This is a genomic window from Nannocystis punicea, from assembly GCF_026965555.1.
GTDB lineage: Bacteria > Myxococcota_A > Polyangia > Nannocystales > Nannocystaceae > Nannocystis > Nannocystis punicea.
Map to the genome: position 1 here is coordinate 11,389,223 of NZ_CP114040.1, position 23,861 is coordinate 11,413,083.

Consider the following 23,861-nt stretch of genomic DNA (forward strand, 5'->3'; position numbering starts at 1 on the left):
CACGCGGCGCGCCGCTCGCCGCGACGAGTCCTCCTCCTCGCCCCACTCACTTCGCTCCGGCGCGCCGCTCGCCGCGCTAGCCCGAGTACGTGAACAGGCAGCGGGTGATCGGCACGCCGATGTCGGCCAGCACGTACAAATAATACGTGTCACCCGCCTCGAGCGTCGGCGGCGAGCCGTCGGCGGGGAAGCCCTGGCTCGCGCCCTCGGGCAGCTCGCCGTAGCGGACGCTGCGGCTCGCCATCGGCGCGCTGTCCCACGGCACCTCGACGCGCCAGACTGTCCCTTCGGGCAGGTCGAGGTTCGGCGGCACCCCCGGGTTCGGCGCGTCGGCGGCGAGCACGTACACGTAGCGGGCGCTGCCGCCCTCCCAAATCATCGTCCCGTCGGCGGCCACGCCCTCGTCGCCTGCGCAGGCCTGCGGCTCGAACAGGTATTGCTGGTAGAAGGGCGCGGGCGTCGGGTCGGCGTCGGCGAAGTCGGCGGGCGACAGCCCGCGGTGCTCGAGCTCGGCGGCGAAGAAAGCAGCCATGCGCTCCGGATCGGTCGTCGGCAGGCCGGTGCTCGCGCGGTCGAAGCCGTTGTTGTCGGCCGCGGGATAGGCCCCCAGCAGCGACGAGTCGAGGAACCCGCCCGCGAACGCCAGGCCGTACGGCGTGAACGAGTTGACCCAATTGCCCGGCGCCTCGAGGTCCCAGATCGCCGCGCCCTCGGGGGTGATGCTCGATTGATGGCAGCACACGCACGCGCACGCCGACACCTGCTCGGTCACCCACGCCAGCTCCTCCGCGTACGCGAGATCTGCCAGCCGCGGGTCGTCGACCTCCGGCTGCGGCGACGGCTGCGCCGAGTACGGCCGCTGCGTCCGCACCATGTCGCACGCCGCGTACGCGGCGAAGTCGCGGCCCGGCTCCGTGCAGCCCGAGATCATCGACCACGTGCAGACATCGCCGCCCTCGCCCTGCCCGGCCGGCTCGCCCGCGAGCGGCTGCCGGCACTCGAGCACCGGCCACTGGAACACTGTGCCCTCGACCGGGTCGGGCAGATCTTCGCCGCCGCAGACCGGCGCGGGCACGAAGATCCCGCCGCCGAAGATCTCGCAACCACGCTCCTGCTGCCGACAATCGCCCGCGTCGGCCCCCGGCACGACGACTCGAATTACCCGCTCCGGATCGCCGAGCACGCACGCGCCGAGGATGTCCTCGAATTCACAGGCCCCGCCCTCGAGCTCCGCGCCCCAATCACGACAGTCGGCGCCCGCGCCCACCTCGTCCCAGCGGTCGCCGCGGTACTCACGACACTCGGTCCGGTCAGAGAATCGATTTTTATAGACGCAGTGCCCGAACACAGTCTCGGGAATCAGCGGATCCCCGGTGCGATTGCACCCGCCCGCCGCCACCAAGAAGGGCGCGAAAACGAACAATTTTAAAAGGGGCCGGGGCGAGCGAAGCGGAAGCATGGTGCTCGAGCTTGAAAAAGGTTTGTCCAGGCGTCAAGGCAACGGGAGCGAAGAACATGGGGCAAATGATACGAGTTTCAGATCGACTCGCTCGTTATCGCTCCGATGCGAACAAACCTTCATCATCCGCGTTCGCGGAGAGCCCGACCGATCCTTGAGGCACATTGCCGCCTCCCGCCACCCGGCGCGACGATTCGCGCGCGCGGCATTGTTCAGTCCGGCCGCTCGCCGGCTCACCCGATCCTGTGATTTCGTGGCCACAACGGCTCCAGACCTACTGCTCAGAATCCACGGGGCGAGCCAAACCCCGCACTCGTCCGCGATGACGTCCTCCCGCCAATGGAGGAGCCGCGCATTCACGGCGAGGGTCACCTCCGCCGCGCAATCATCCCGAGCCCCGAGCGGCGCGGTGCGACGATCACATCCCCCGCACGAGCTCGCGCTCGACGACCTTGCTGGTGAATCCTTGCAGGACGGCGCTGCCTCGCAGCGCCGCGCTGTCGGGCATCAACCACCAGTCGGGCCCCTCGAGCCACGAGCGCACCGTGGCCCGTTCGCTCTCGGGCAACCCCGCAGCGGCCTCGCGGACGCACTGTTTAAAACCCGCCTCCCAGTGGCGGTGGATCGTGCAGAGGTTGCACCACTTGACCCACAGGCGCGGCGTGTTGCGGAGGGTCTGAAACAGCTCGCGGAGCGTCCGGCTGGACACGGGCGTCCTGCCCTCCACCTCGGGCCTCGTCACGCGCACTGTGCCGCCGGCCTCGAGCACGCGCAGCGCCAGCAGCCCCGCGTCGGGGACTTGCGTCGGCGGCTTGCGGTTCTGCGGATTCTCGCCGATGGCAGCGCCGACCTGCAGGACGTACGCCATGCCGAGCGGCTGCGACGGCAAGTAGCGAGGTTGCGCGAGCGCGGCCTCCAGGGCCTTCTGCCCCGCCTCCGGCACGTCCGGGAGCGCCTCGCGGAGGACCGCGCGCAGCTCGCTGTCTCGCGCCTGTTGCAGGCCGGCGAGGTCGAGCCCCACGCGGAAGTCGAGCGCGGTGCGGGCCTCGGCGTCGAGCCAGCGCTCGAGGCGAGCCGGCTCGCGGGCGATGCTGCCGACCACGTCGGTGATGACAGAGCGCGAGTCGGGAGCGACCCAGATCCACACCAGATACTTGCGGGGCGGCAGCGCTTCCTCGGCCATGACGACCGCATACCACAGCCTGCCGCTCGCGCGATCGACCCGTCAACTGAGTCGATTCGCCCCGCGCTCAGCCCATGAAGCGGAGCGGGTCGTCGGGGCGCTCGGCCTTGCTGCGCAGCGCCCCCTTGCGCTGCGACGCGATGGCGACGCGCGCACGATCGACCAGGCTCGCGGGCACGCGGATCTTCGACAGCTTGCCGGTCAGCACCACCCCGCCGGTCAGCAGATCGCGGCGGACCTGCTGCACCGCCGAGAATTGCAGCCGCTGCGGCTCGCCGCGGCGGGGCACCTCGAGGATCGCGGTGTCGGTGACGAGGATCGCCCGCTGGCTGAACTGCTCGCGGAACAGCCACAGCAGCATCGGCGACAGCAGCACCGCGATCGGCCGCCACAGGTCGGCGAACGGCTGGTCCCAGAACTCGGGCGCCACCAGGCTGGCCACCAGCAGCACCGCCGCGCTGATGCCCCCGATCCACGCCAGCGGCCGCAGGTCGTAGCCTGCCTTCGCGTCCCACCACACCAGCGCCTCCCCGAGCCGCAGGTGCCGCGCGATCTCCAGCGGGGCGGTGCCCGGCGACGGCGGGGCTCCGGGCGCCAGCACACGTGGCCCTCCGGGCATGTCCGTATGGACAGGTTCGCTCGGCACCGCCTCGGGCGGCGCGTCGAACACCAGCGGCCCCGGCGGCAGCGCCGGGCGCGTCTCGCCCCCGGAGACCACGCGGAACGCCCGCCGGCGCGCCTCGGGGGACTCGTCGGTCATCGCCGCAGCCCGTCCATGGTCGCCAGGCGGGCGCGCAGCATGTGGTCGCACAGGACCAGCGCGGCCATCGCCTCGACCATCGGCACCGCCCGCGGCAGCACGCACGGGTCGTGGCGCCCGCGCGCCTGGAACGTGACCGCCTCGCCGGCGCGGTTCACCGTCTGCTGCGGCTGGAAGATCGTCGCCACCGGCTTGAACGCGACGGCCAGGCGGATCGCCTCGCCGTTGCTGATCCCGCCCTGGATCCCGCCGGAGTGATTGGTGGCGGTCCGGATCTGCCCGCTCTCCGCGTCCTTGTAAAAGGGGTCGTTGTGCTGCGAGCCGCGCAGGCGGGTGGCCGCGAAGCCGTCGCCGACCTCGAAGCCGCGGCTGGCCGGCAGGCTCATCATCGCCCTGGCCAGGTCGGCCGTCAGCTTGTCGAACACCGGCGCGCCCCAGCCCGGCGGCACCCCGCGGACCACGCAGCGGACCACCCCGCCGACCGTGTCGCCCTGCTTGCGCGCCGCCTCGATCACCTCCGTCATGGCCTCCGCGACATGTCCTTCGGGACAGCGCACCGCGTGGGCGTCGACCTGCGCGCGCGTCAGCGTCGCCTCGTCGACCGCCGGCAGCGCGACGTCGCCGACGGCCGCCACCCACGCCACGATCTCGACCCCGTGCAGCGCCTGCAGCAGGTCCTCCGCCAGCGTCCCCGCCGCGACCCGGCCGACGGTCTCGCGCGCCGAGGCCCGCCCGCCGCCGGCCACCGCCCGCAGGCCGTAGCGCGCGTCGTAGGTGTAGTCGGCGTGCGACGGCCGGTACAGCGCCGCCAGGTCGTCGTAGTGGTGGCTGCGCGCGTCGCTGTTGCCGACCATCATCATGATCGGCGTGCCGAGGGTGAGGCCCGTCTCGGCCTCGAGCCCGCTGTAGACCTGGACCGCGTCGGCCTCCTGGCGAGCCGACGTCAGCTTGCCCTGGCCCGGCCGCCGGCGCGCCATCTGGGCGGCGATCCGCGCGTGCGGGAACGGGTGGCCGGCCGGGCAGCCGTCGACCACCACCCCCAGCCCGCCGCCGTGCGACTCGCCGAAGGTCGTGACCCGGAAGACATGTCCGAAAGTATTCCCGCTCATAATGTCCCGAAGAACATGTCCTTCACGCCAGGGTTTTCAGGCCAGGAACTCCAGCACGAGCGCGCGCCAGCGCTCGGGCGCCTCGATGGCGACTGTGTGGCCGACGTCGGGCAGCACCTCGGCGCGGGCCGGGCCGGGGAAGGCGGCGACCAGCGCGTCGAGCTCGGCGGGCGGCGCCAGGCGGTCGAGCGCGCCGGCCAGCAGCAGCGCCGGCGGCTGCACCCGCGGCGCCAGGTTCAGCGGGGCCCACTGCGAGTCGGGCGCGTCGCTCAAGGTCTGCGTGAACAGGGCCGAGATCCCCGCGTACGTGTTGCGCTGGATCGTCGCCCTGACGAACGCCTCGAGCACCGCCTCGTTGGCCTCGAGGTAGCGGGGCCCGAGAGTGTCGCCGAGGCTGATCCACGCCAGCGCCTCGAGGTCGCCGGTGCGCAGCGCCTCGCGCCAGGCGCGGACGATGACGCGGCCGAGCGCGCCTCGGCCGGCGCTGACGCCCGAGAGCACCAGCCGGCGCACCCGCTCGGGCCGCTCCGCCGCGATCGCCAGGGCGATCCGCCCGCCGAACGAGAAGCCGCACAGGTCGACCGGCTCGCTGACGCCGAGCGCGTCGAGCAGCCGCTCGAAGTCGCCGACGTGCACCGGCGGCGTCACGTCGCGCAGGTCGAGCCGGGTCTGCCCCTGCCCGCGCGCCTCGTAGACGATCACCGGCCGCTCCGCCGACAGCGGCCGCACCTGCCCGCCCCAGCTCGACAGCGTCTGCGTCATGCCGCCGAGGATCACCAGCCGCGGCGCCTTGCTGCCCTCCGGCCCGGGGCGCCGGTCGACCCGCACCTGGCCGACCATCCCCGCACCGGCCACAGGATCGAGGATGTCGATGAACTCCGGCACGCGCGCTCCGAGCCTAAGGCCGCGCGCCGGGGGTTTCAACCTGCCCCCGCCACCGCGCACCCCGCGACGCCCGAACCCCGGGCCACGGCCCGCGCACGGGCGAACCCGTCCTCGCTTGCACGCGCCGCGCGCCCCGCGTATCCCCACGCCGTGCCCGCCCCCGACGCCGCCGACATCGCCAGGCTCGAACAGCGAATCACCGAGCTCGAGGTCAAGCTCGCCTTCCAGGAGCGCACCATCGACGACCTCGACGCCGTCCTCCGCCGCTTCACCACCAGAGTCGAGTCGCTCGAGCGCGAGCTCTCGCGCCTCCGCGGCGACGAAGGCGGCGGCTCGCCCAGCACCGCCGACGTGCTCACGGCCCTCGACGACGAGGTCGAGTGATCGACGACGAGGCCTCCCTCGAACTCTCGAGCAGGACACGAGGCCCAACCGCGCTTGGGGGTCGCCCAACCGCGCTTGGGGGTCTGATCGCACGGAGAGACTTGTTGATCGTCGAGGAGCGCTCTCCTAAAGTCCCCGCATGACGCGCGCGCCCGTGCGACTCGGCCTCCTGTGCCTCCTTGGCAGCCTGAGCTGCCTCAAGAGCGACTTTCCCTCGGCCGACGATCCGCGTTGGAAGTGCAACGAGGACTTCGTCTGTGACCCGGACGAGAACCAGGTCGCGTGTCCGTCCGACTGCGTGTGGTCCGACGCGACGGGCGAAGGACCCGCGGCCGCCGTGTGCGACGCGCAGGAGAACTGGACCTTCGTCTCGGCCTGCCTTGACACTTGCGGCAACGGCCAGGAGGACGAGGGCGAGACCCGAGAGACCTGCCCACGCGACTTCCCGGGCCCCGGCTGCGGTGACGGCGTGTGCGCCCCGAGCGAGGACCCGGCCCGCTGCCCGACCGAGTGCCATGCCGGCAGCTGCGGCGACGGGACCTGCGACCTGCACGAGAACGCCGCCGTGTGCGCGGATGACTGCGAGCCCGACTGCGGCGACGGGACCTGCCAGGCCGGCGAAGAAACCACCTGCCCGCGGGACTGCGAGCCCTGCGGCGACGAGTCGTGTGTATGCGGGGACATGGAGTGCGGGCCAGGTGAATCGATGACCAGCTGCCCACAAGACTGCACGGAGCCGACCTGCGGCAACGGCGCCAAGGAAGGCAGCGAGCCCTGCGACGATGGCAACGCCGTCGACACCGACGCCTGCACAAATTCGTGCAAAGCCGCCACCTGCGGCGACGGCATCGTGTGGGTCGGAGAAGAAGAGTGCGACGACGGCCCCGAGAACGGCCCCGGCAAGCCGTGTAGCGCCTCGTGCGAGTCCAGCAGTTGCGGCGACGGCGAGGTCGGCCCGGGCGAGGCGTGCGACGACGGCAACGACGACGACACCGACGCTTGCGTCGGTTGCCAGATGGCCGAGTGCGGCGATGGCAAGGTGTGGTCCGGCGAGGAGACCTGCGACGACGGCAACACCATCGACACCGACGACTGCACCAACGCCTGCGAAATCGCCGACTGCGGCGACGGCATCGTCCACGAGGGCGCCGAGGAGTGCGACGACGGCAACCAGAACGACACCGACAGCTGCTCGAACCTGTGTGCCAAGCCGCGCCGGGTGATCTTCGTGACGAATACCATGTTCCAGGGCGACCTCGACGGTTTGGACGGCGCCGACCTCAAGTGCCAGGCCGCCGCCATGGCCGCCCAACTCACCAATGCCGGCACGTTCAAGGCGTGGCTCTCGGACGCCATTACCTGGCCCGCGCAGCGAATGGACACCAGCTACCAAGGCAGGTACATCCTCGTCGACGGCACCCCGATTGCCGAGAACGGCTGGGACGACCTCACCGACGGCACACTCTCGCACGCGATCGATCAGACCGAGCTACAAACCCCAGTGAATACTGCGCCCTGGACCAACGTGAAGGCCGATGGCACCAACGCCGGTACCTTTCTGTGCAACAAATGGGAGAGCCCGGACGGCGCTTTCCAGGGTCATTACGGGCTGACTAGCGCGACAGACGCACGCTGGACCGACGCGAAGTTCACAAACTCATGCAATAACGCCGCCCCACTCTACTGCATCGAGGACCCCTGACTTTCTGCGTCCGCGGCGTATCACGATGTAGGTCCGGCTTAGCCCTCCACGCTGCCGGCAAGGCTGGATCCATCGGCTACACTCGCCGCACGTGTACCGCGAGCACCCAGCGCCGCGCGAGCTCGCGGATGTCGTCGACGCCTTCTGGACCCGCTCGGTCGGCGCGCCGCAGGGCGATCGCAGCTACCGCGTCCTCCCGGACGGCTGCATCGACGTGCTCGTGCACCTGGTCGGCCGTCCGCGCGTCGAGGTCGTCGGCACCATGACGCGCGCGCTGGTCGTGCCCGACAGCGCCTCCGAGATCGTCGCGGTGCGCTTTCGGCCCGGGGCCGCGCGGGTGTTCTTCGACGTGCCCGCCGACGCCCTCACCGACGCGCGCGTCCCCGCGGGCGAGCTCGGCCTGCCTGGCTCGCCGCTGCTCGACGTCCTGTCGACGCTGCCCGACGCCACCGCCCGCGTGCGCCACCTGGCGAGCGTGCTCGTGAACCATCGCCGCCGCCGCGTCGATCCGCTCGTCGAGCGGGCCACCCGGGCGCTGGCGTCGACGCGGCCGCCGAGCGTCGCCGAGCTCGCCGAGTCCCTCGGCGTCGCCCGCCAGTCGCTCACCCGGCGCGTGCGCGAGGCCGTCGGCGTCGGCCCCAAGGAGCTCGCCCGCGTGTTGCGCCTGCAACGAGCTACCCAGGCCCTGCGCGCTGCCCCGCGGGATCACGCCGCCCTGGCCTGCGAGCTCGGCTTCCACGATCAGGCCCACTTCATCCACGAGATGCGGGCCCTCACCGGCCTCACGCCCGGCGCCTACGTCCGCGCCCTGGCGACGGACCCGGCGTGAACCCCCGGCCCCCGCGCCGAACCTGTCCTTTCAGACATACTTACGCATGCCTGGCGACGGACCTCCAACTTGACGTTCATCGTGGATTGACGGGAGAGCCCGAGGTTCGGCGAACCTATTCGACGATTCGGGCCGCGAGGTGTTTGCCTCCGCAGCATCCCAATGAATGCAGGAAATATCGCCCTGCCCGCGGCCATCCCTGAAACGAGCCGGTGTTCCAGACCTGCTCGCCGAGCACCGTCTCTGCGGTGAACGCCAGGAAAGTGCGCGCGCCTCCGCGGCGTGGCCGACGATCCCCGGATCGGTGACGCAGCCGATACCCGGGGCGACATCATGACCAGCAGCCCGAAGCTCCTGCGAGAGGTCGACCAGGGTGAATCGGCCCCGGCGGCCGATGGACGCGAAGGAGCGAGCCGGTCCCCCGCTGCTCCTTCCCTGCGCTCGTCGTCGACGCCGTCGAGGACTGCCTGCCCTTCTGGACCCGCCTCGGCTTCGGCAAGACCGCCGAGGTCCCGCACGACGGCCGGCTCGGCTTCGTCATCCTCACCTCGGGACGCACCGAGCTCATGCTGCAGAGCGTCGCCTCCGTCCGCGACGACATCCCCGGCTCGGACCCCCGCCCGAGCCGCACCTCGCTGTTCATCGAGGTCGACGACCTCGCCGCGGTCCATCGCGCGCTCGGCGACTGGCCGCGGCTCGTCGACCAGCGCGACACTTTTTATGGCATGCGCGAGACGATCGTGCGCGACCCGGCCGGCAACGACATCCTGTTCGCCCAGCGGATCGGCTGACCTTCTTTGCATGCGCATCAGGACATGCCCATCAGGACATGTCCTGAAGCTCTCTCTCATCCGCTTCAGCAGTCGTTGGGCACGCAGGCGCTGCCCGCGTCCTGCATCGCGCAGTAGGCCCCGGCGCCGCAGTCCGCGTCGGCCTTGCAGTTGATGAGCGTGCAGTAGTTCGAGAACGAGTCGAAGTTCTCGAGGCACAGGGACGCGGTGCCGTTGCCGACGCACTCGCCGCCCTCGACCGAGCAGAACTTGCCGACGCCCTTCTCGTTGCCCGCGTCACCCGGCTTGCGGCACTTGTCGTCGCCGCCGCCGATCGTCACCGGCGTCTCGTCGGCGGTGTCGCACGTCAGGAAGCCCTCGCCGGGGCTGTAGTACATGAACGTCACGCACATCTCTTCCGGCCAGCCGACCGGCGCGTCGGTCTCGTTGTCCCACTTGCAGGTCATGCGCAGGCGGTCGCCGGCCTTGAACTGCAGCGGCTCGCGGTACAGCTTGATCTCCGGGTTCGAGCGCAGCAGCTTGCCGTCGGTCGCGTAGTACAGCAGCTCGGGCTCGGCGTCGCCGCGCAGCAGGTCGAAGCGGAACATCACCCCGTGCTCGTGGGTGTGGCCGAGCAGCATGTGGATGTCGTAGTCCTGCTCGAGCCGGCACTCCTTGACGCGCTGGAAGCCGCGGGCCTGCGCCGGGATCTCGAAGTCCGAGTCGATGACCGCGAACGAGTCGGCCAGGGTCGGCGACTTCTCCTCGGTCGTCAGCGCCAGGTCGACCGCGTCCATCACGATCGTCGGCGCGTCGGTGGTATTGATATAGTGCGACTGCACCAGCAGGCGCTGGCCGGGCAGCACGCGCACCGCCACGCCGTCGGGCAAGGTGGTGTCGAGGCCGCCCGCGCCGCCGGCCCCCATCACGAAGCGCAGCTTGCTCATGTCGACGTCGTCGCAGTCGAGCGGGGCGTAGTCGCCGGTCGGCGCCAGAGTGGTGAACACCGCGATGTGGTGGCCGCCGTTCATCTGCTGCCCGGCCGCGCGGTTGATGAGCAGCGCCTGGTCGATGGGCAGGTCGATCTCGCTGCACAGCATGATCTCGCGCCCCGGCGGGATCTCGAGCGGCGGCGTGTACACCCGCAGGTACTCGCCGTCGGTCGGCTGCGGCTTGAAGCACGCGCGCATCTCCTCCGCCGTCTTCCCCGCGCACTCGACGTAGTTCGTCTCGTGGTGGTGCTCCGCCTGGTCGGCCTCGAAGTCGTCGCCGTCCATCGGCGCGCCGGCGTCGATCCACGCCTTCACCGCCGCCAGCGACTTCTCGCCCGGCGGCTCGATCCCCGACAGCGGCATCGCCGCCCCGTAGCTCTTCTCCGTCAGCGCCTGGTTGTGCTCCGTCAGCTTCATGTAGAGGAACGAGCCCGCCGCGTCGCCCGGCTTGACCCGCAAAAGCCCCGCCCCCGCCGCCGCGCCGTTGGCCGGGACGGCCTCGACCAGCGAATCGTAAGACCCTTGCAGGTCGCTGAACGAGAGGTTGGCGATCCCCTTGTCGCCGCTGTGGCACGCCTCGTTGGCGCAGCCCTTGCTGAAGATCTTCTCGTGCAATTGGCGATAGCCGGGGGCGCCGGGCGCGGCCTCGGGGCTCGCGCCGCAGGCGGTCAGGGCGACCAGCGACAAAGTACAGACGGACAACGGAATTCGGGCCATGCGCAGCTCTCCGGCGAATCGGTTTGCCGGCCATTAAAGACTATATTTAAGGTCGGCGGGTCAACCGCAGATCCTCAAGATTCTCGTGAGACAACGACGCGGCCTCTCGACCTCTCGGTCTGTCCCGAGGAACATCTTTAAGGCACGCCCCGACCGTTTGCGGCGATACTGTCGTCGTTCCTCGCTATGATTGGAACAAGTTCTATTCGTTCGACCGTGCGCCGCCGCAGATCGAGGCTTTGCCCGGCAGGCAACGGCCGCCTCGGGCCGCGCAGGATGTCGCCCGCCAGCAACTGCGGCCGCGCCCGCCGATGAACGCGTCTTCACGCGCCTCACCCTCTGCGGCCGCGCACCCTCGCCCGGAATCGATGATCTGGCCCGGAGGACAGATCAGCGCGGCGGCGGCGGCATCTCGAACGGCCGGCAGTCGGTCAGCTCGCCGAGGTCGCAGCGCGCGGCGTCCGGCGGGCAGTCGACGGCGGGCGCGAGGCTGTGGCCGTTGCGGGTGAAGGGGCTGCGGCACGCCGGGTGGTCGGCCGGCGGTCGCACGACGATCGAGTAGTCGCCGATCGGGACGTCGGCGAAGCGGAACGCCCCGTCGGCCGCGGTGGTGGCCGCGCGCGCGCCCGGGCCCGGCGGGCAGCGATCGCTACCGGACGGGGAAGGGCACAGCTCGACCGCGGCGCCCGCCAGCGGCGCGCTCTGCTTGAAGGTCCTGAGCCGGCCGACGACCTCCCACGTGCGAGCGGGCCGCGGCGAGGGCAGGCGCCACGGACCGGCGCCGATCACCACGACCTGCAGCGGCCTGCCCGAAAAGCCAGGTAGCGAACCGATCGGCCACTCGATCCGCCTGCGCCCGTCGCCGTCGATCACCCCGAGGCCGACGTCGGTCGCCAGCCACACGCGCCCGCTCCCGTCGACCGCCAGCGCGCTCACCCGGGAGCCCGCCAGCGGCTCGCTGGCGGCCGTACAGCTGGCGGCGGTCACCGCCGCCAGCCGCACCGCCGCCCGGCCGTGCTCGGGCGCCGCGACCACGCCGACCTCGCCCACCGCGCGGCGCACATCGTCGGTGATCGGCCACGACAGCGGCCGCCAATCGCCGCCGTCGCGCAGGAACCAGCGCTCGCCGTCGCCGACGATCGGCCGCCCGCGGTAGGACCATAGCGAGAGGATGGTGCCGGTCCCCGGCGGCGCGTCGATGGGCCGCCAATCGTCGCCGACGCCGCGCCACAGACCGTTCCACGACGACACCCACACGCCCTCGGCGTCGAGCGCCAGGCCCTCGAACTTGTTGTCGTCGTATTTGCCTTTAAAAGCCTGACGGCGGGCGCGCGTCGGCTGCCAGCGCGATCCGTCGTAATGCACGACCTGCCACTCGATGTCGCTGGTCACCGCCCACACGTCATTGTCGGCGCGGACCTGCAAATGTTCATAGCGCGGCCCGGAGCCGCCGCGACGGTGGACCGTGCGCGCCTCGCCGGCGAGCGGCAGCACCTCGACCCCGTCCCAGCCGCTCGCCCACAACGAACCTTCGGGCCCGGCCGCCAGCTCGAGGTCGCGCGCGTCGCCGCCGGCCAGCGGCAGCGCCGTGGTCACCTCGTCGTCCTCGATGCGAAGCACCCCGACGTGCTCGACCAGCACGTACGCCGGCCCCGGCCCGGCCGCCGCGATCGCCGGCTCCACATCCCCCGGCCGGCAACGCGTCGGTTCGGCGGTCCCCGACTCTGTCGGCCCCGGAGGCGCCACCGCCGTGCGAGGCGCGGGCGAGGCGTTCGCCGGCGCCGTCTCTGCGACCTGCGGCCGACACCCGAGCCCGAGCAGCAAGACCAGCGCGCGCCCGACTCGAGTGCCCCGCCCCGTCACGCGCGCCAGCGTACCACGCCCGCGCGGCGCTCCGTTCATTCGCGCAGGGCGAAGGCGATGCCGCTGGCGAGGGTGGCCAGAGTGGTAACGCCCCCGAGATCGACGCCGAGCGTGACCAGGGTCTGCGCGACCTCGGGGCTGATGCCGGTCAGGACCACGCGCGCGCCGACCAGCCGCGACGCGCGGGCGGCCTGCACCAGAGTGCGCGCGACCTCGGCGTCCATCATGCGAATGCCGGTGATGTCGAGGATCGCAGTGTGAGCGCGGTGCTCGGCGATCCCGTGCAGCAGGTTGTCGACGATCTGCCTGGCCCGCTCCGGATCGATCACCCCGACCAGCGGCACCGCGAGGACGCCCTCGGCGATCGGCAGGAGCGGCGTCGACAGCTCGCGCAGCGCCTCGCGCTGGGCGGCGATCATCCGCTGCTGCTCGAGCTCCTGCAGCTTGCGCTCGGTGATGTCGGTGACGAACCCGCCGATGCCGATCACCTCGCCGCCCTCGCCGTAGACCGGCAGCTTGACGACCGAGAAGTGACGGCGACCCTTCGGCGTCACCACCTCCTCCTCGTAGGCCAGCGGGGCCCCGCCCTCCATCACCTTGAGCTCGTCGGCGCGGACCTGCGCGACGAACTCGGGCGGCATGATCACCTCGTCGCCGCGGCCGTACATGTCCGCGAGCGTCTTGCCGCTGTCCCGCGTGAAGGTGTGATTGACGAATGTGTAGCGAAACTCGGTGTCCTTGAGATACACGAGGCTGGGCGAGCTGTTGACCAGCGCCATCACCCCCTCGAGCGTCGCCTGTGGATCGGGCCCGCCGCGTCCGTCCTCCGCCGCGCGCGTCCCGCCGTCCGATCGGTCAGCCATGGCAACCCCTCCCGGATCTTTGTCCTACGCGAGGGCGCGCGAGCGGGCAAGCGCGCCTCGAGGGCGACCTGTCTACGCCGCGCCGACCGCCAAAAAGAACGTTGCTCGGCTTCGGACGGGCCCTGACGCGCATTCGCAGTAGCGGCGCGAACTCGCGCCGCATTCACCAGTCATTTCGAACCGGTCACGGAAGACATGTGCGCCCTCCTCGCTGCCTGCAATCATTGTCGGGTGGATGGACGGAAAGTTCTTCCGGTCGGCCCGCCGCGATGCGCGCGGGCTGCAGCGAGCCCGCGGCGCTCTCATGACATGCCCCGAAGGACATGTCTTGAACAACGAGTCACTCGAGACGACCATGGTCCTCCCGCGCTCGACGCGGGTTCGGAAGCTGCGGCCTCGCCAGGCGTTCGTTGCAACACCCGTCATCGCGCGGGGGCGAGCGCTGTCCTCGGCGGACCTCGGCAGCGCGTCCGCGGATCGCCGCGGGACCTGAAGCGCGCATCGACTTCGGCGTCCTCTCGGTGATCGACCTCGGCGTCTCGGTGCCGGGCGCAACGCGAGCAGCACGAGCACCTGCTGCACGCGCCGCGCGAGCTGCCGGTCGACCTTGCAACACGCGCTCGAGCTGCATTACTTCGACGAGCTGCCGGGCCAGGAGCCGACCTGATCGCGATCTCCTCGGCGCCTGCGCCGCCGACAGCGGCAGCCCCGCCCGATCGCGCGGTCGCTGTCGGGGCGTTCGCAACATCGAGGCCGGAGAGCGCGACCGATGGTGATCGGCAGCACCATCGAAGCGGGCCATATCTGGCGCGACTGCATGATCCGCGAACATCATGGTGAGGAGACCGCGCCGACCCACGAGCTCGGGTCGACCGCGGAGCCCGGGTTCGAGCCCCCGGCCCACGGCGGCGTCGTCCGACCCGGCGGGCCCAGGTTCGCCCGCGGCACCCTCATCGACCGCTACGTCCTGCTCGAGCACGTCGGCGCAGGCGCCATGGGCGTCGTCTACGGCGCCTACGACCCCGAGCTCGACCGCAAGATCGCCCTGAAATTTCTCAAGTCCCACGACCGCGACCCCAGGGCTCGCGCCCGGCTCATCCGCGAGGCCCAGGCGCTCGCCAGGCTGGCCCACCCCAACGTCGTCACCGTCCACGACGTCGGCACCTTCGGCGACGGCGTGTTCGTGGCGATGGAGTTCGTCCACGGCGTCACCCTGCGCCAGTGGCTGAGCGCCCGCCGACGCGGCTGGCGAGACATCGTCGCCGTCTTTACCGCCATCGGCCGCGGCCTGGCCGCCGCTCACGACGCCGGCCTCGTACACCGCGACCTCAAGCCCGAGAACGTCATGATCGGCGTCGACGAGCGCGTGCGGGTCATGGACTTCGGCCTCGCGCGCGCCGCCGGCGAGCCCCGCGACCACTCCGACGCGCCTCCGCCCGCTCAACCGCTCGAGCTGACCCGCACCGGCGCGCTGCTGGGCACGCCCGCGTACATGGCCCCCGAGCAATGGGAGGGCCTCGAAGCCGACGCGCGCACCGACCAGTTCGCCTTCTGCGTCGCCCTGTGGGAGGCGCTGTACGGCGCGCGACCGTTCGTCGGCGGGACCCCGTCGGCGCTGCTCCTGGCGATCACCGGCGGCCAGATCACCCCGCCACGCGATCCTCGCCGCGCGCCGCCGTGGCTGCGCCGCGCGCTCGAGCGCGGCCTCGCAGTCGACCCTGCCGCGCGCTGGCCGTCGATGACCGCCCTGCTCGCCGAGCTCGGGCGCGATCACCAGGCTCCCCGGCGCCGCCTCGGCGTGTTGTCCTTCGGCGTGCTCGCGCTCGTCGGCGCCGCAGTGGCCGCGCGGCGGATCGACGAGCGCCGAGCCGCGGCGGAGGCGGCCAGGGTCGCCAGCGAGGAGTTCGCCGCGCGGGCCAACGCCCAGCGCGTGACCGCGGAGACCGACGCGCGCAACCGGGAGGTGTGGCGACTCTCGACCGTCGGCGCCCACGAGCGCGAGGCCCTCGCGCTCGGCCTCGAGGCCCTCGCGCCGTACGGCCCGACCTTCGACCGCGCGCCGCAGCTCGTCATTGACGGCCTCGCCGGCGCCATGCAGGCCATGCTGCCCGTGGCCGCGATCCCGACGCAGGAGCAGTCCCCGCGCGCCGTCGATCTGTCGGACGACGGCAGCTTGCTCGCGGTCCAGTTCGCCGACGCGGTCGAGCTGTGGTCGACCGGGCCGGTGCGGCGAATCACCACAGTCGCGACCGGCGCCGTCAACCACGCCTTCGTGCGGGTGAGTCCCGGCAATCGCTACATCGTCGTCCGCGACGACGACAGCTGCAGCGTGCACGCCGTCGACGACGGGCAGGCCCTCCGGGTGCCGCATTGTCACGACCTCGTGTTCGCCGCCGACGACGCCAAGTTCTTCGCCTTGAGAGCCCACCCCGGGCCCGTCGACGGCCACGCCTTCACCCTCCTGTTCGACGCGGTCAGCGCTCATCGCTCGCGCGACGGCCAGCTGCTGTGGTCGACCCCGCTGGCGGACCGCGGCGCCGCGCTCGCGGTCCACCCCGACGGCCGTCACCTCGTGCTCGCCACCGACCGCATCGTCCCGACCTTCCTCGCCGTCGACGCCGGCGCAGTCGAGCGCCCGATCGCCTGGCGCGACCTCCCGCCGTGGAACGAATCGTGGGCCGGCCGCCGCGACCCAGCCTCTCTGGCGATCTCCCCCGACGGTCGCTACGTCGCCCTCGCCCACCCCTCCGCGGCGGAGGGGGCGCTGGTGTTCGACACCCGGCGCCAGCGGGTCGAGCGGCTGCCTCACCTCGCGCGCAGCGTCCTGTTCTCGCGCGACCGCCGGCGCCTCTTGACCGCCGACAACGCCGACGACGACACCATGGTGTTTCACGCCGCCGCCGACCTCGACCTCGGCGGCTGGGAAGAGTCGCACCGGATCGTCGGCAAGCTGCACGACCTCACCGTCGACGACGAGCTCCTGTTCGTCGGCACCGACCTGCGCCTGTCGGAGACCCCCAACCTCCACCAGGGCACCCCGCCGATCGCCAGCGTGCACGGCGAGCACCTGTCGAGCTCGCGCGGCGGCACCCGCTTCGCGGTCATCTCGTCCGGGGTCACCCTGTGGGACTCCGCCGATCCGCTCGAGGTCGCCCGCTGGACCCCGCCCCTCGGCCAGCAGGTCGTGCGATTCGACGAGCGCGAGGTCGCGACCCGCGACGGCGACGGCGTGGTCCGTCTGCACGATCGCCGGGGCGAGCGAGCGCCGCTGGTGCTGGCGGTGCGCGACGCGCCGGGCGAGCGCTCGTCCGCGTGGAGCGTCGACGGCGGCATCTGGCGCGAACCCGCGGGCAACGGCGGCGCCAGGGGCCCGATCCGCTTCTACGACGAATGGGGCGAGCAACGCTGGGCGCGCGGCAACCTGCCCGGCGGAGGCCGCCAGACCGCCGCGCCCGCGGCCCGGGCGGCGCGAATCGCCGCCGCCAACCCCGACGGCAGCGTCGACATCATCGAGCCCGCGGAGCCGACGCCGCTGTGCACGATCGGCGGCGACGGCACGCAGGTGCGAGAGGTCCGGATCTCCCGCGAGGGCACGTACATCGGCGTGCTGCGCGACTCGGGCGAGCTGGCGATCTGGTCGACCCCGACCTGCAAGGAGGAGCGGGTCGCGTCCTCGTTCCTCATGCCCGACCAGGTCCCGACCAGCATCATCAGCTTCATGGGCAGCGAGCTGTTCATCGTCCGCCACGACGACCGCACCAGCGTGCTCGACCCGCAGACCGGGCGCCAGCGGTTCCTCGCCATCGACCCGTGCCGCGACCCCGATCGGCGGCAGGGCTTCTCGCTCATCTCGAGCGACGGGCGGTTCCTTTTGACCTCCTGCAGGTCGCGCAGCAACCTGCAGGAGGTGCGGCTATGGGAGGCCGACTCCGGCATGCAGCTGACCACCATCGACTTCTCGGCCTACAGCGGCGCCGCCTACAACCCGGTGGCGCGCTCGCCGGGGCTCGAGAACGCGGCCCTGCTGGAGTTCGCCCACTCCGGCGAATTCCTGGTCGCGCGCACGCAGAAGGGCCAGTTGGCGGTCCTCGGCGTGCCCGGCCTCGAGGAGCTGCTGCGCCTGCACACGCGCTCGCCGGCCGACGACTTTCGCCTGCGCAGCGACGACCGCTTCATCGACGTCCTCGACGGCGAGAGCGGCGTCATCCACACCTATCCGGTCACGCGCGCCGGCATGGTCGAGGCCGCCTGTCGCGCCCTGTCGCGGACCGATGCCGCGCCAGACGTCGCCGACGCATGCGCCCGAGTGCCGTCGACCCTGCCGCTCTGAAGCGCGAGTCCGCCGAGCTTCGCCGCCCGCTCGCCCGCCGATTCGTGCGTGGCGTCGCGGACGCCGGCGAATGTTCAGACCGCTGAATGTGAACAGTCCGGGCCGCGCCTTTGCCCCACGGCGCCGCGCACGGCGATCGCCGGCCGTCGATCGACACGGGCTTAACGAACTGTGATTCGCTATTGTGTCGTTCCAATGGCAATGCATCCGTCCTCGAAGTCCCCGTGTCCCTGGCGGCTCACGCTCGCCGTCTTCGTCCTCCCGCTCGCGGCCTGCGACTCGAACGCGGCCGCCGGCGACGACCTCCCGACCTGGGAGGAGTTCCGCGAGGCCGCCACCCGCGTCGTCGACGGCCAGCCGCGCTACGTCGTCGACGGCGACCTCCCCGTCACCCTCGACCAGCTCGCGGCGGCCTATCACGACCTCGTCGCCGCCCGCGAGGGCACCGCGCCGCGCAGCATCGTCAACCTCCACGACGGCGTCTTCGACCGCTGGCCCGCGGGGCAGGAGCACGAGCTCACCTACTGCGTCTCCGACGAGTTCGGCGCGCGCAAGGCCCGGGTCGTGCAGGAGATGGCCGAGGCGGCGCGCTCGTGGGAGCAGGCCGCGCACGTCGACTTCCGCTACCGCCCCGCGGGCGACGCCGCGTGTCAGCCCGGCGCCGGCGCCCTGTTCGCCGTCCGCCCGTGGCAGACCGGCGGCGCGATGTCGTTCTTCCCGGCGATGCCGGAGTCGACGCGGACCCTCTACATCGATTACCCCGACTTCGACGACAACCCCGACTGGCGGACCGCGACCCCGCGCATGACCACCGTCGGCGTCCTGCGGCACGAGCTCGGGCACATCCTCGGCCTGCGTCACGAGCACACCCGCCTGCAGTCGAGCGTCTGCTTCGAGGACACCTCGTGGGCCGAGCTCGGCGAGTACGACCACCGCTCGGTCATGCATTATCCGTGGTGCACCGGCGGCGTCTCCAGCAGCGACTACACCCTGACGATCGCCGACCAGGAGGGCGCGCGCACCCTCTACGGCCCGCCCGCGGTGGTCCACCACCGGCCCACGGTCGCCGTCGACTTCGACCACGACGGCCGCAGCGACCTCGGCCTCACCGGCTCGACCGCCTGGAAGGCCGTGCCCCTCGCGTTCGCCGCGGACGACCGCGGCTTCTCGATCACCAACCTCGGCGACGCCAGCCTCGCCGCCGCCGCCGGCCGCCACGGGGTGCAGACCGCCACCGGCGACTTCGACGGCGACGGCCGCACCGACCTCGTCCTCGCCGGCGTGTCCGACTGGAAATCGCTGGTCCTCGCCCTGTCCCGCGGCGACGGCAGCTTCGCCGTCAGCAGCCCCGAGCTGGCCGACTGGCATGAACGGGCCGCCCGCGACAACGCCCACTTGTTCGCCGGCGACTTCGACGGCGACGCGCGCGACGACCTCGCCCTCCTCGGCGCCGAGTCGGCCGGCAACATCGCGGTCGCCCTGGCCGCCGGCGACGGCGGCTTCACCCTCGCCGAGCACCCGAGCAGCGAGTTCGCCGCCTGGGCCGCGGCCCCCGGCGTCCGCACGATCACCGGCGACTTCGACGGCGACGGCACCACCGACCTCGCCCTCGCCGGCGGCCGCGGCGAATCCTCCGTCCCGGTCGCCCTGTCGCGCGGCGACGGCTCCTTCGCGGTCGAGCGCCACCCCGCGCGCGGCTTCGCCACCGCCGCGGCCGACGCCGACGCCGTCGTGCTCGCCGGCGACTTCGACGGCGACGGCACCACCGACCTCGCGCTGACCGGCCCCTCCGGATGGAAGGCTCTGCCCGCCGCGCTCTCCAACGGCGACGGCTCGTTCGAGCTCGTCGAGTCGCCGATCGCCGGGCTCGCCGAACGGGCCGGGGACAGCGTCGCCCACGTGTTGCCGGGCGACTTCGACGGCGACGGCAAGACCGACCTCGCCCTGATCGGCCACGGGGGCGACGTCCCGCTGGCGCTGTCCCGCGGCGACGGCACCTTCGCAGTCACCGACACCGCCCCCACCACTCTCGGCAGCCGGATCAAGGCCGGCGCCCAGGTCATCGCCGGCGACTTCGACGGCGACGGCAAGAGCGACCTCGCCATGACCGGCCCCGCCGACTGGCGCACCCTCCCCACCGCCTACTCCAACGGCGACGGCTCCTTCACCATCGGCAACAAGGCGGCCGGCGAGTTCCCCGGCCTCGCCGGCCACGAGGGCGCGCACATCCTCGAATGATCATACCCGCCGCGCTCGCCGCATCGACGCCCCGCGCCGATCCGGCGAGCCATTCGAGTCGCCACTCGAGCCACAAGAATTAGCCGGACCCCTTGAGCAGGCCCGCCGCACCCTGGCGCCCTGAATCGAACGTGTAGGTCCCCGCGGTGGGCTCGAGTTCAACCTCGAAGGTCTCCATGATGCGCGCCAGCATCCCGTACATCCCGACAGCGAGCGCCAGCTCCATGAGGCATCGAGGATTCAGGTGCTGGGCGAGGGACTGGAATGTGGAGGCCGAAACCTTGACGTTCTCCGTCATCTCATCCGTGAAGCGCAGCACGAGCCTCTCCACCTCCGTGAAGACCTCCGCGTCGGCGCCCCGGGAGATGGCCTCCACCTGCGTCGCACTCACCCCAAGGGACTGGGCGAATGTGGCGTGCTGGACCCACTCGTAGCGTGAGTTGGTCAGGTGCGCGACCCGCAGGATGGCCAGCTCACGCAAACGCTGATCGATCTCTGCCTGGTACAAATTTGCAGTGGTCAGGGCGAGCACCTGCAAAGCGTTCGGCGTATGCGCCAGCAAGCGATAGATATTCAGCGGTGGTAATCTTCCAAGGGAGGCGCGCAGCTCCTCGGGGAGCTCGTCAATGTTCACGTAAGGCAATCGCGCCATGGTCCCTATGATATCCGATCCCCATCGCCGATCTCGCGCAAGATTTACGGGTGCCCATGGCGATCGCGGCCGTGGCGGGGAGGCCGCCTGCCGCGACGAGGTGCGGTCCGCCGTGGCAGGCGGCCTCGCTGCAGACTGTCCGTTTGTAACACCGTTCCACTTCGACACGGATTCAGGCCCCGCAGCGAGCGGCGGTGGGCGCTCCGCGAAGACTCTTGGTAGTCGTCTCCGCGAGGACGCTCATGGGCTTTCAATCGTCACGCCGCGGACAGCAAATAACCCGTCCGCGAACTGCACCACCTCTGTCTCGCAAAGATATCCATGCGGCTCCGCGCGGGTCCGCAAGATCGCCCGGAGCGAAGGGTCATGACGAACGCGCTCGCGCAGCTCCCGAATGACGCCCTCGTGGGCGAGCTCCTCGCCGAAGATAAACTGCAGTCACCGAGTCAAGCCCGCCCCGTGCTCCATCGCTCGCTACTCCCCGGCATTGTCATGACCGCCCGAAGAACAGCGTATGAACCTCTTCCGAGGGCGTGACCAGGGTGTGCTCGATCAACTCGCTCGCCTCGACCGAGGCCGAGCCGAACCGCATGAAATGAATGCCGTCGCTGGTATGGACCTCGACGATCCGCGACCACTCCACCTCGCGGCCGTGGAGCGTCTCGCGCCGGAAGAGCAGGCGGCACTTGCCGTCGTTCCAGAAGCGCTCGAGGTCGCAGATCTGCTCTCCCGTCCGGGCGCACGTCACCTCGAGCGAGGTCTCGACGATCTCTGCGAGTCCGCCGAGGTAATCGATCGCATGGTTATGGGTCCACACGAGCTCCTGCAACGATCTTGCCGCCTCCGTGTCGGCGTCGACATCGAAGAACTCACGGGGGACCAGCGCACGAGTCTCGCTTCGACCGTCCCGGGTTCGCCACTCGATCCGGATCGTCATCTCCTCGAGAATGCTCATGGGCCTCGGCCTCGAATCTTCACCGCGGCCTCCTGCGCGTTTTGGACCGACGCGACGACCGCGCCCGACGACTCTACAGAGAGCGTGACCCCGGCCACCCAAAGACGGTAGCCGCGCGGGGCCGCCGGTGCAAGCGGACCCCCTGCAGGTCTTCTGCGAGGATTCCCCGCCCGAGGCGTCGCCGGGGCGCGCGCACGAACCCGCGTCAATCGAGCGGCCGCACCTCGAGGCGCGCGACGCCGAGGCGAATTTGCCGGGTCCCGGGCCGACGCTCGACCAGCGACGCCGCGTCGGCGACTCCGAGCCGGCCGAGCTGAGTCCGCGCGCGGTGGATGCAGATGTTCAGGTGGTTGTCGTCCATGCGCAGCATCTTGAGCAGCTCGTCGGCCGTCAGCCAGCCCTGCTCCCCCGCCGGCAGCCCGGCGCGTTCGTCGGCCAGTCGCCGGCGCGCCAGCAGCAGCAGCACGTAATGATGGGCCCGGCGCTGCAGGTCGAGGCGGCGCTCCCCGCAGCACGCCACCAGCTCGACCCGCTCCTCGTCGCGGCTGTACGCGAAGCAGAGCTTCAGGTTGGCCACGCACAGCCCGCTGTCACTCTCCTGCCACGTGCACGCGCAGAACTTCGGCAGGTACACGCGCCACAGCCCGTCGCGCAGCGCCAGCACCGCCCGGTCGTCGAGCGCCGCGACCTCGCCGCCGCGCTCGCAGATCCAAGCTCCCTGCGGATCTTGATAAATCGAGCACTCCGGCCCCTCCAGATCTGGCAACGCCAAATAACCGCCCTCGCCGACCTGCCATTGCCCTGCCGGTAATCGCAGCGCCATCAGCTGCGGCCCGCCCGCGTCCTCGAGGTCGAAGCACGCCGATTCGCGCCCGAAGCGGATCTCCGCGCCCTGCCGCAGCACCAGGCGCTCGCCCGCCGCCAGCCGCGCCCCGTCGACGCACGTCCCGTTGCGGCTGCCGAGGTCGTGCAATTCCCAGTGATCGCCGTCCCACTGGATCTCCGCGTGCCGCCCGGACACGTCCCGCGCGCCCAGCACCAGGTCACACGATTTCGAGCGCCCTACCAAACAGCGGTCAGGTAGTATCAGGCGCTCCTGAGAACGTTGCACGCGCAGGACAGCCATCCGACGTCGATGAGCTTAGCCGGTCTCCGCGAATGGACCACCGCCGTCCCGGCGCCCTCGACCGACCGCCGCAATCCCGGCGCGGGCGCTCCGCCCGCCCACATACCTATTCGCATGAAACAGCGGACCCTTGCGATCGACCCGCGCGAATCTTTCGCGCGCCCCGGCGTCGAAGCCCCCCGTGCCCGCCGGTTCTGCCGAATCAAAGGTCCGAAGCGTCCCCCTTCTGCTCACTCCATTCGTCGCGCTCGCCCGGCAGTTCCGCGAGGTGGCGAGCAACTCGGCCGCCTTCTTCGGCGGTCTCCTCGGCACCACCCTGCTGAGCGGCGGCGTCGCCGCCCTGGTGATGTTCGCGCCGACCTTCGAGGTCGCGGCCGACGACGCCTCCACCGTCGACTTCATCCCCGGCGACCTGGTGCGCCTCGGCCCGCAGCGCGACCCGCAGGCCCTTCCCGACAAGCTCGTCATCCCGGCCACGCGCGCCCCCGACGACGCCGCCCCCTCGCAGGTCACCACGAACGACCAGCCCGCGCCCCCGACCCCGCTCAAGAAGCCCGGCGACCCGCCGAAGGCCGCGCCCGCCAGGCCGCTCGACCCCCGCGCCCCCGTCGACGACCGCAACCGGCCCGCCAACACGCCTCACGACGATCCACGGACCGCCGACGAGCTCCCCGGCGACCCGTTCGGCGCGGCCGACGGTTGGTCCGACACCTTCAACGCCGGCGACCCGTGGGCCACCGAGGTCATGCGCGCGCTCAACAACATGCGCGTCGGCACCTTCGGCGCCGAGGCCCAGGACGTCGTCTACAAGTTCCGCCTCGAGGTCTGCCCCGACGGCGGCCTGTCGGCACAGCTCAAGCAGAGCACCGGCGACCCCGTCCTCGACGCCCGGATCAAGAACACCATCGACGCCCTCGAAGTCGATGTCCCCGACGACGTGCTCGCGCTCCTCGGCGGCAAGTGCCAGAAGATCAAGTACGAGTTCACCTGGCGCGGCAAGAACATCGGTCGCGGCACCGTGCAGTAGCTTCACACGCCCGCAAT

General features: G+C 71.3%; 18 protein-coding genes. 7 read left to right on the plus strand and 11 right to left on the minus strand.

Annotated features, from left to right (window positions below):
* Window positions 1-76 precede the first annotated feature (76 nt).
* From O0S08_RS43730 to O0S08_RS43750, 5 genes are all read right to left on the minus strand, one after another.
* Window positions 77-1,348, minus strand: a complete 1,272-nt coding sequence (locus tag O0S08_RS43730) for a proteinase inhibitor (protein WP_269035449.1) — start codon at window positions 1,346-1,348, stop codon at window positions 77-79.
* A 529-nt stretch (window positions 1,349-1,877) separates the two neighbouring features.
* Entirely contained in the window at window positions 1,878-2,642 is a 765-nt protein-coding gene (locus tag O0S08_RS43735; RefSeq protein WP_269035450.1) for a hypothetical protein, read from the minus strand.
* 67 nt (window positions 2,643-2,709) lie between these two features.
* Window positions 2,710-3,402 carry a hypothetical protein gene (locus O0S08_RS43740; protein ID WP_269035451.1) on the minus strand — a complete coding sequence of 231 codons (693 nt, stop codon included), beginning with the start codon at window positions 3,400-3,402 and terminating at the stop codon, window positions 2,710-2,712.
* Complete coding sequence (gene aroC, locus O0S08_RS43745; protein WP_269035452.1) at window positions 3,399-4,511, minus strand: chorismate synthase; 1,113 nt, start codon at window positions 4,509-4,511, stop codon at window positions 3,399-3,401. Before aroC ends, O0S08_RS43740 begins: the two co-directional genes overlap by 4 nt.
* A 36-nt stretch (window positions 4,512-4,547) precedes the next feature.
* The gene (locus O0S08_RS43750; protein ID WP_269035453.1) at window positions 4,548-5,396 is read right to left on the minus strand and encodes an alpha/beta fold hydrolase; all 849 of its coding nucleotides are present in this window, start codon (window positions 5,394-5,396) and stop codon (window positions 4,548-4,550) included.
* Between the two features lie 150 nt (window positions 5,397-5,546).
* Between O0S08_RS43750 and O0S08_RS43755 the strand changes: the two genes are divergently transcribed.
* The 4 genes from O0S08_RS43755 to O0S08_RS51470 all read left to right on the plus strand — a co-directional run bounded on the left by O0S08_RS43755 (window position 5,547) and on the right by O0S08_RS51470 (window position 9,102).
* On the plus strand, window positions 5,547-5,780 hold the full coding sequence (locus tag O0S08_RS43755; protein ID WP_269035454.1) for a SlyX family protein: 234 nt from the start codon (window positions 5,547-5,549) through the stop codon (window positions 5,778-5,780).
* A gap of 139 nt (window positions 5,781-5,919) precedes the next feature.
* Window positions 5,920-7,482 (plus strand): DUF4215 domain-containing protein, encoded by a 1,563-nt coding sequence (locus tag O0S08_RS43760; protein ID WP_269035455.1) that lies wholly within the window; start codon window positions 5,920-5,922, stop codon window positions 7,480-7,482.
* Between the two features lie 91 nt (window positions 7,483-7,573).
* Entirely contained in the window at window positions 7,574-8,311 is a 738-nt protein-coding gene (locus O0S08_RS43765; protein ID WP_269035456.1) for a helix-turn-helix domain-containing protein, read from the plus strand.
* 377 nt (window positions 8,312-8,688) lie between these two features.
* Entirely contained in the window at window positions 8,689-9,102 is a 414-nt protein-coding gene (locus O0S08_RS51470; protein WP_371879580.1) for a VOC family protein, read from the plus strand.
* Between the two features lie 65 nt (window positions 9,103-9,167).
* Here the strand turns inward: O0S08_RS51470 and O0S08_RS43775 are convergent, their stop codons facing one another.
* From O0S08_RS43775 to O0S08_RS43785, 3 genes are all read right to left on the minus strand, one after another.
* Window positions 9,168-10,790: a monooxygenase gene (locus O0S08_RS43775; RefSeq protein ID WP_269035458.1), complete on the minus strand. Its 1,623-nt coding sequence runs from the start codon at window positions 10,788-10,790 to the stop codon at window positions 9,168-9,170.
* 390 nt (window positions 10,791-11,180) lie between these two features.
* Window positions 11,181-12,473, minus strand: a complete 1,293-nt coding sequence (locus O0S08_RS43780; RefSeq protein WP_269035459.1) for a carboxypeptidase-like regulatory domain-containing protein — start codon at window positions 12,471-12,473, stop codon at window positions 11,181-11,183.
* A 215-nt stretch (window positions 12,474-12,688) separates the two neighbouring features.
* Window positions 12,689-13,516, minus strand: a complete 828-nt coding sequence (locus O0S08_RS43785; RefSeq protein ID WP_269035460.1) for a PAS domain-containing protein — start codon at window positions 13,514-13,516, stop codon at window positions 12,689-12,691.
* An 817-nt stretch (window positions 13,517-14,333) separates the two neighbouring features.
* Between O0S08_RS43785 and O0S08_RS43790 the strand changes: the two genes are divergently transcribed.
* Complete coding sequence (locus O0S08_RS43790; RefSeq protein WP_269035461.1) at window positions 14,334-17,846, plus strand: serine/threonine-protein kinase; 3,513 nt, start codon at window positions 14,334-14,336, stop codon at window positions 17,844-17,846.
* Window positions 17,847-18,047: 201 nt separating this feature from the next.
* Complete coding sequence (locus O0S08_RS43795) at window positions 18,048-20,084, plus strand: FG-GAP-like repeat-containing protein (RefSeq protein ID WP_269035462.1); 2,037 nt, start codon at window positions 18,048-18,050, stop codon at window positions 20,082-20,084.
* A 79-nt stretch (window positions 20,085-20,163) separates the two neighbouring features.
* Here the strand turns inward: O0S08_RS43795 and O0S08_RS43800 are convergent, their stop codons facing one another.
* The 3 genes from O0S08_RS43800 to O0S08_RS43810 all read right to left on the minus strand — a co-directional run bounded on the left by O0S08_RS43800 (window position 20,164) and on the right by O0S08_RS43810 (window position 22,817).
* Complete coding sequence (locus tag O0S08_RS43800; RefSeq protein ID WP_269035463.1) at window positions 20,164-20,736, minus strand: carboxymuconolactone decarboxylase family protein; 573 nt, start codon at window positions 20,734-20,736, stop codon at window positions 20,164-20,166.
* 490 nt (window positions 20,737-21,226) lie between these two features.
* Window positions 21,227-21,691 carry a hypothetical protein gene (locus O0S08_RS43805; RefSeq protein ID WP_269035464.1) on the minus strand — a complete coding sequence of 155 codons (465 nt, stop codon included), beginning with the start codon at window positions 21,689-21,691 and terminating at the stop codon, window positions 21,227-21,229.
* A gap of 205 nt (window positions 21,692-21,896) precedes the next feature.
* Window positions 21,897-22,817, minus strand: coding sequence for an FHA domain-containing protein (locus O0S08_RS43810; protein ID WP_269035465.1), 921 nt, complete (start codon window positions 22,815-22,817; stop codon window positions 21,897-21,899).
* Between the two features lie 268 nt (window positions 22,818-23,085).
* On the opposite strand from O0S08_RS43810, the gene O0S08_RS43815 reads away from it, so the two are divergent.
* On the plus strand, window positions 23,086-23,844 hold the full coding sequence (locus tag O0S08_RS43815) for a hypothetical protein (protein ID WP_269035466.1): 759 nt from the start codon (window positions 23,086-23,088) through the stop codon (window positions 23,842-23,844).
* Window positions 23,845-23,861 lie beyond the last annotated feature (17 nt).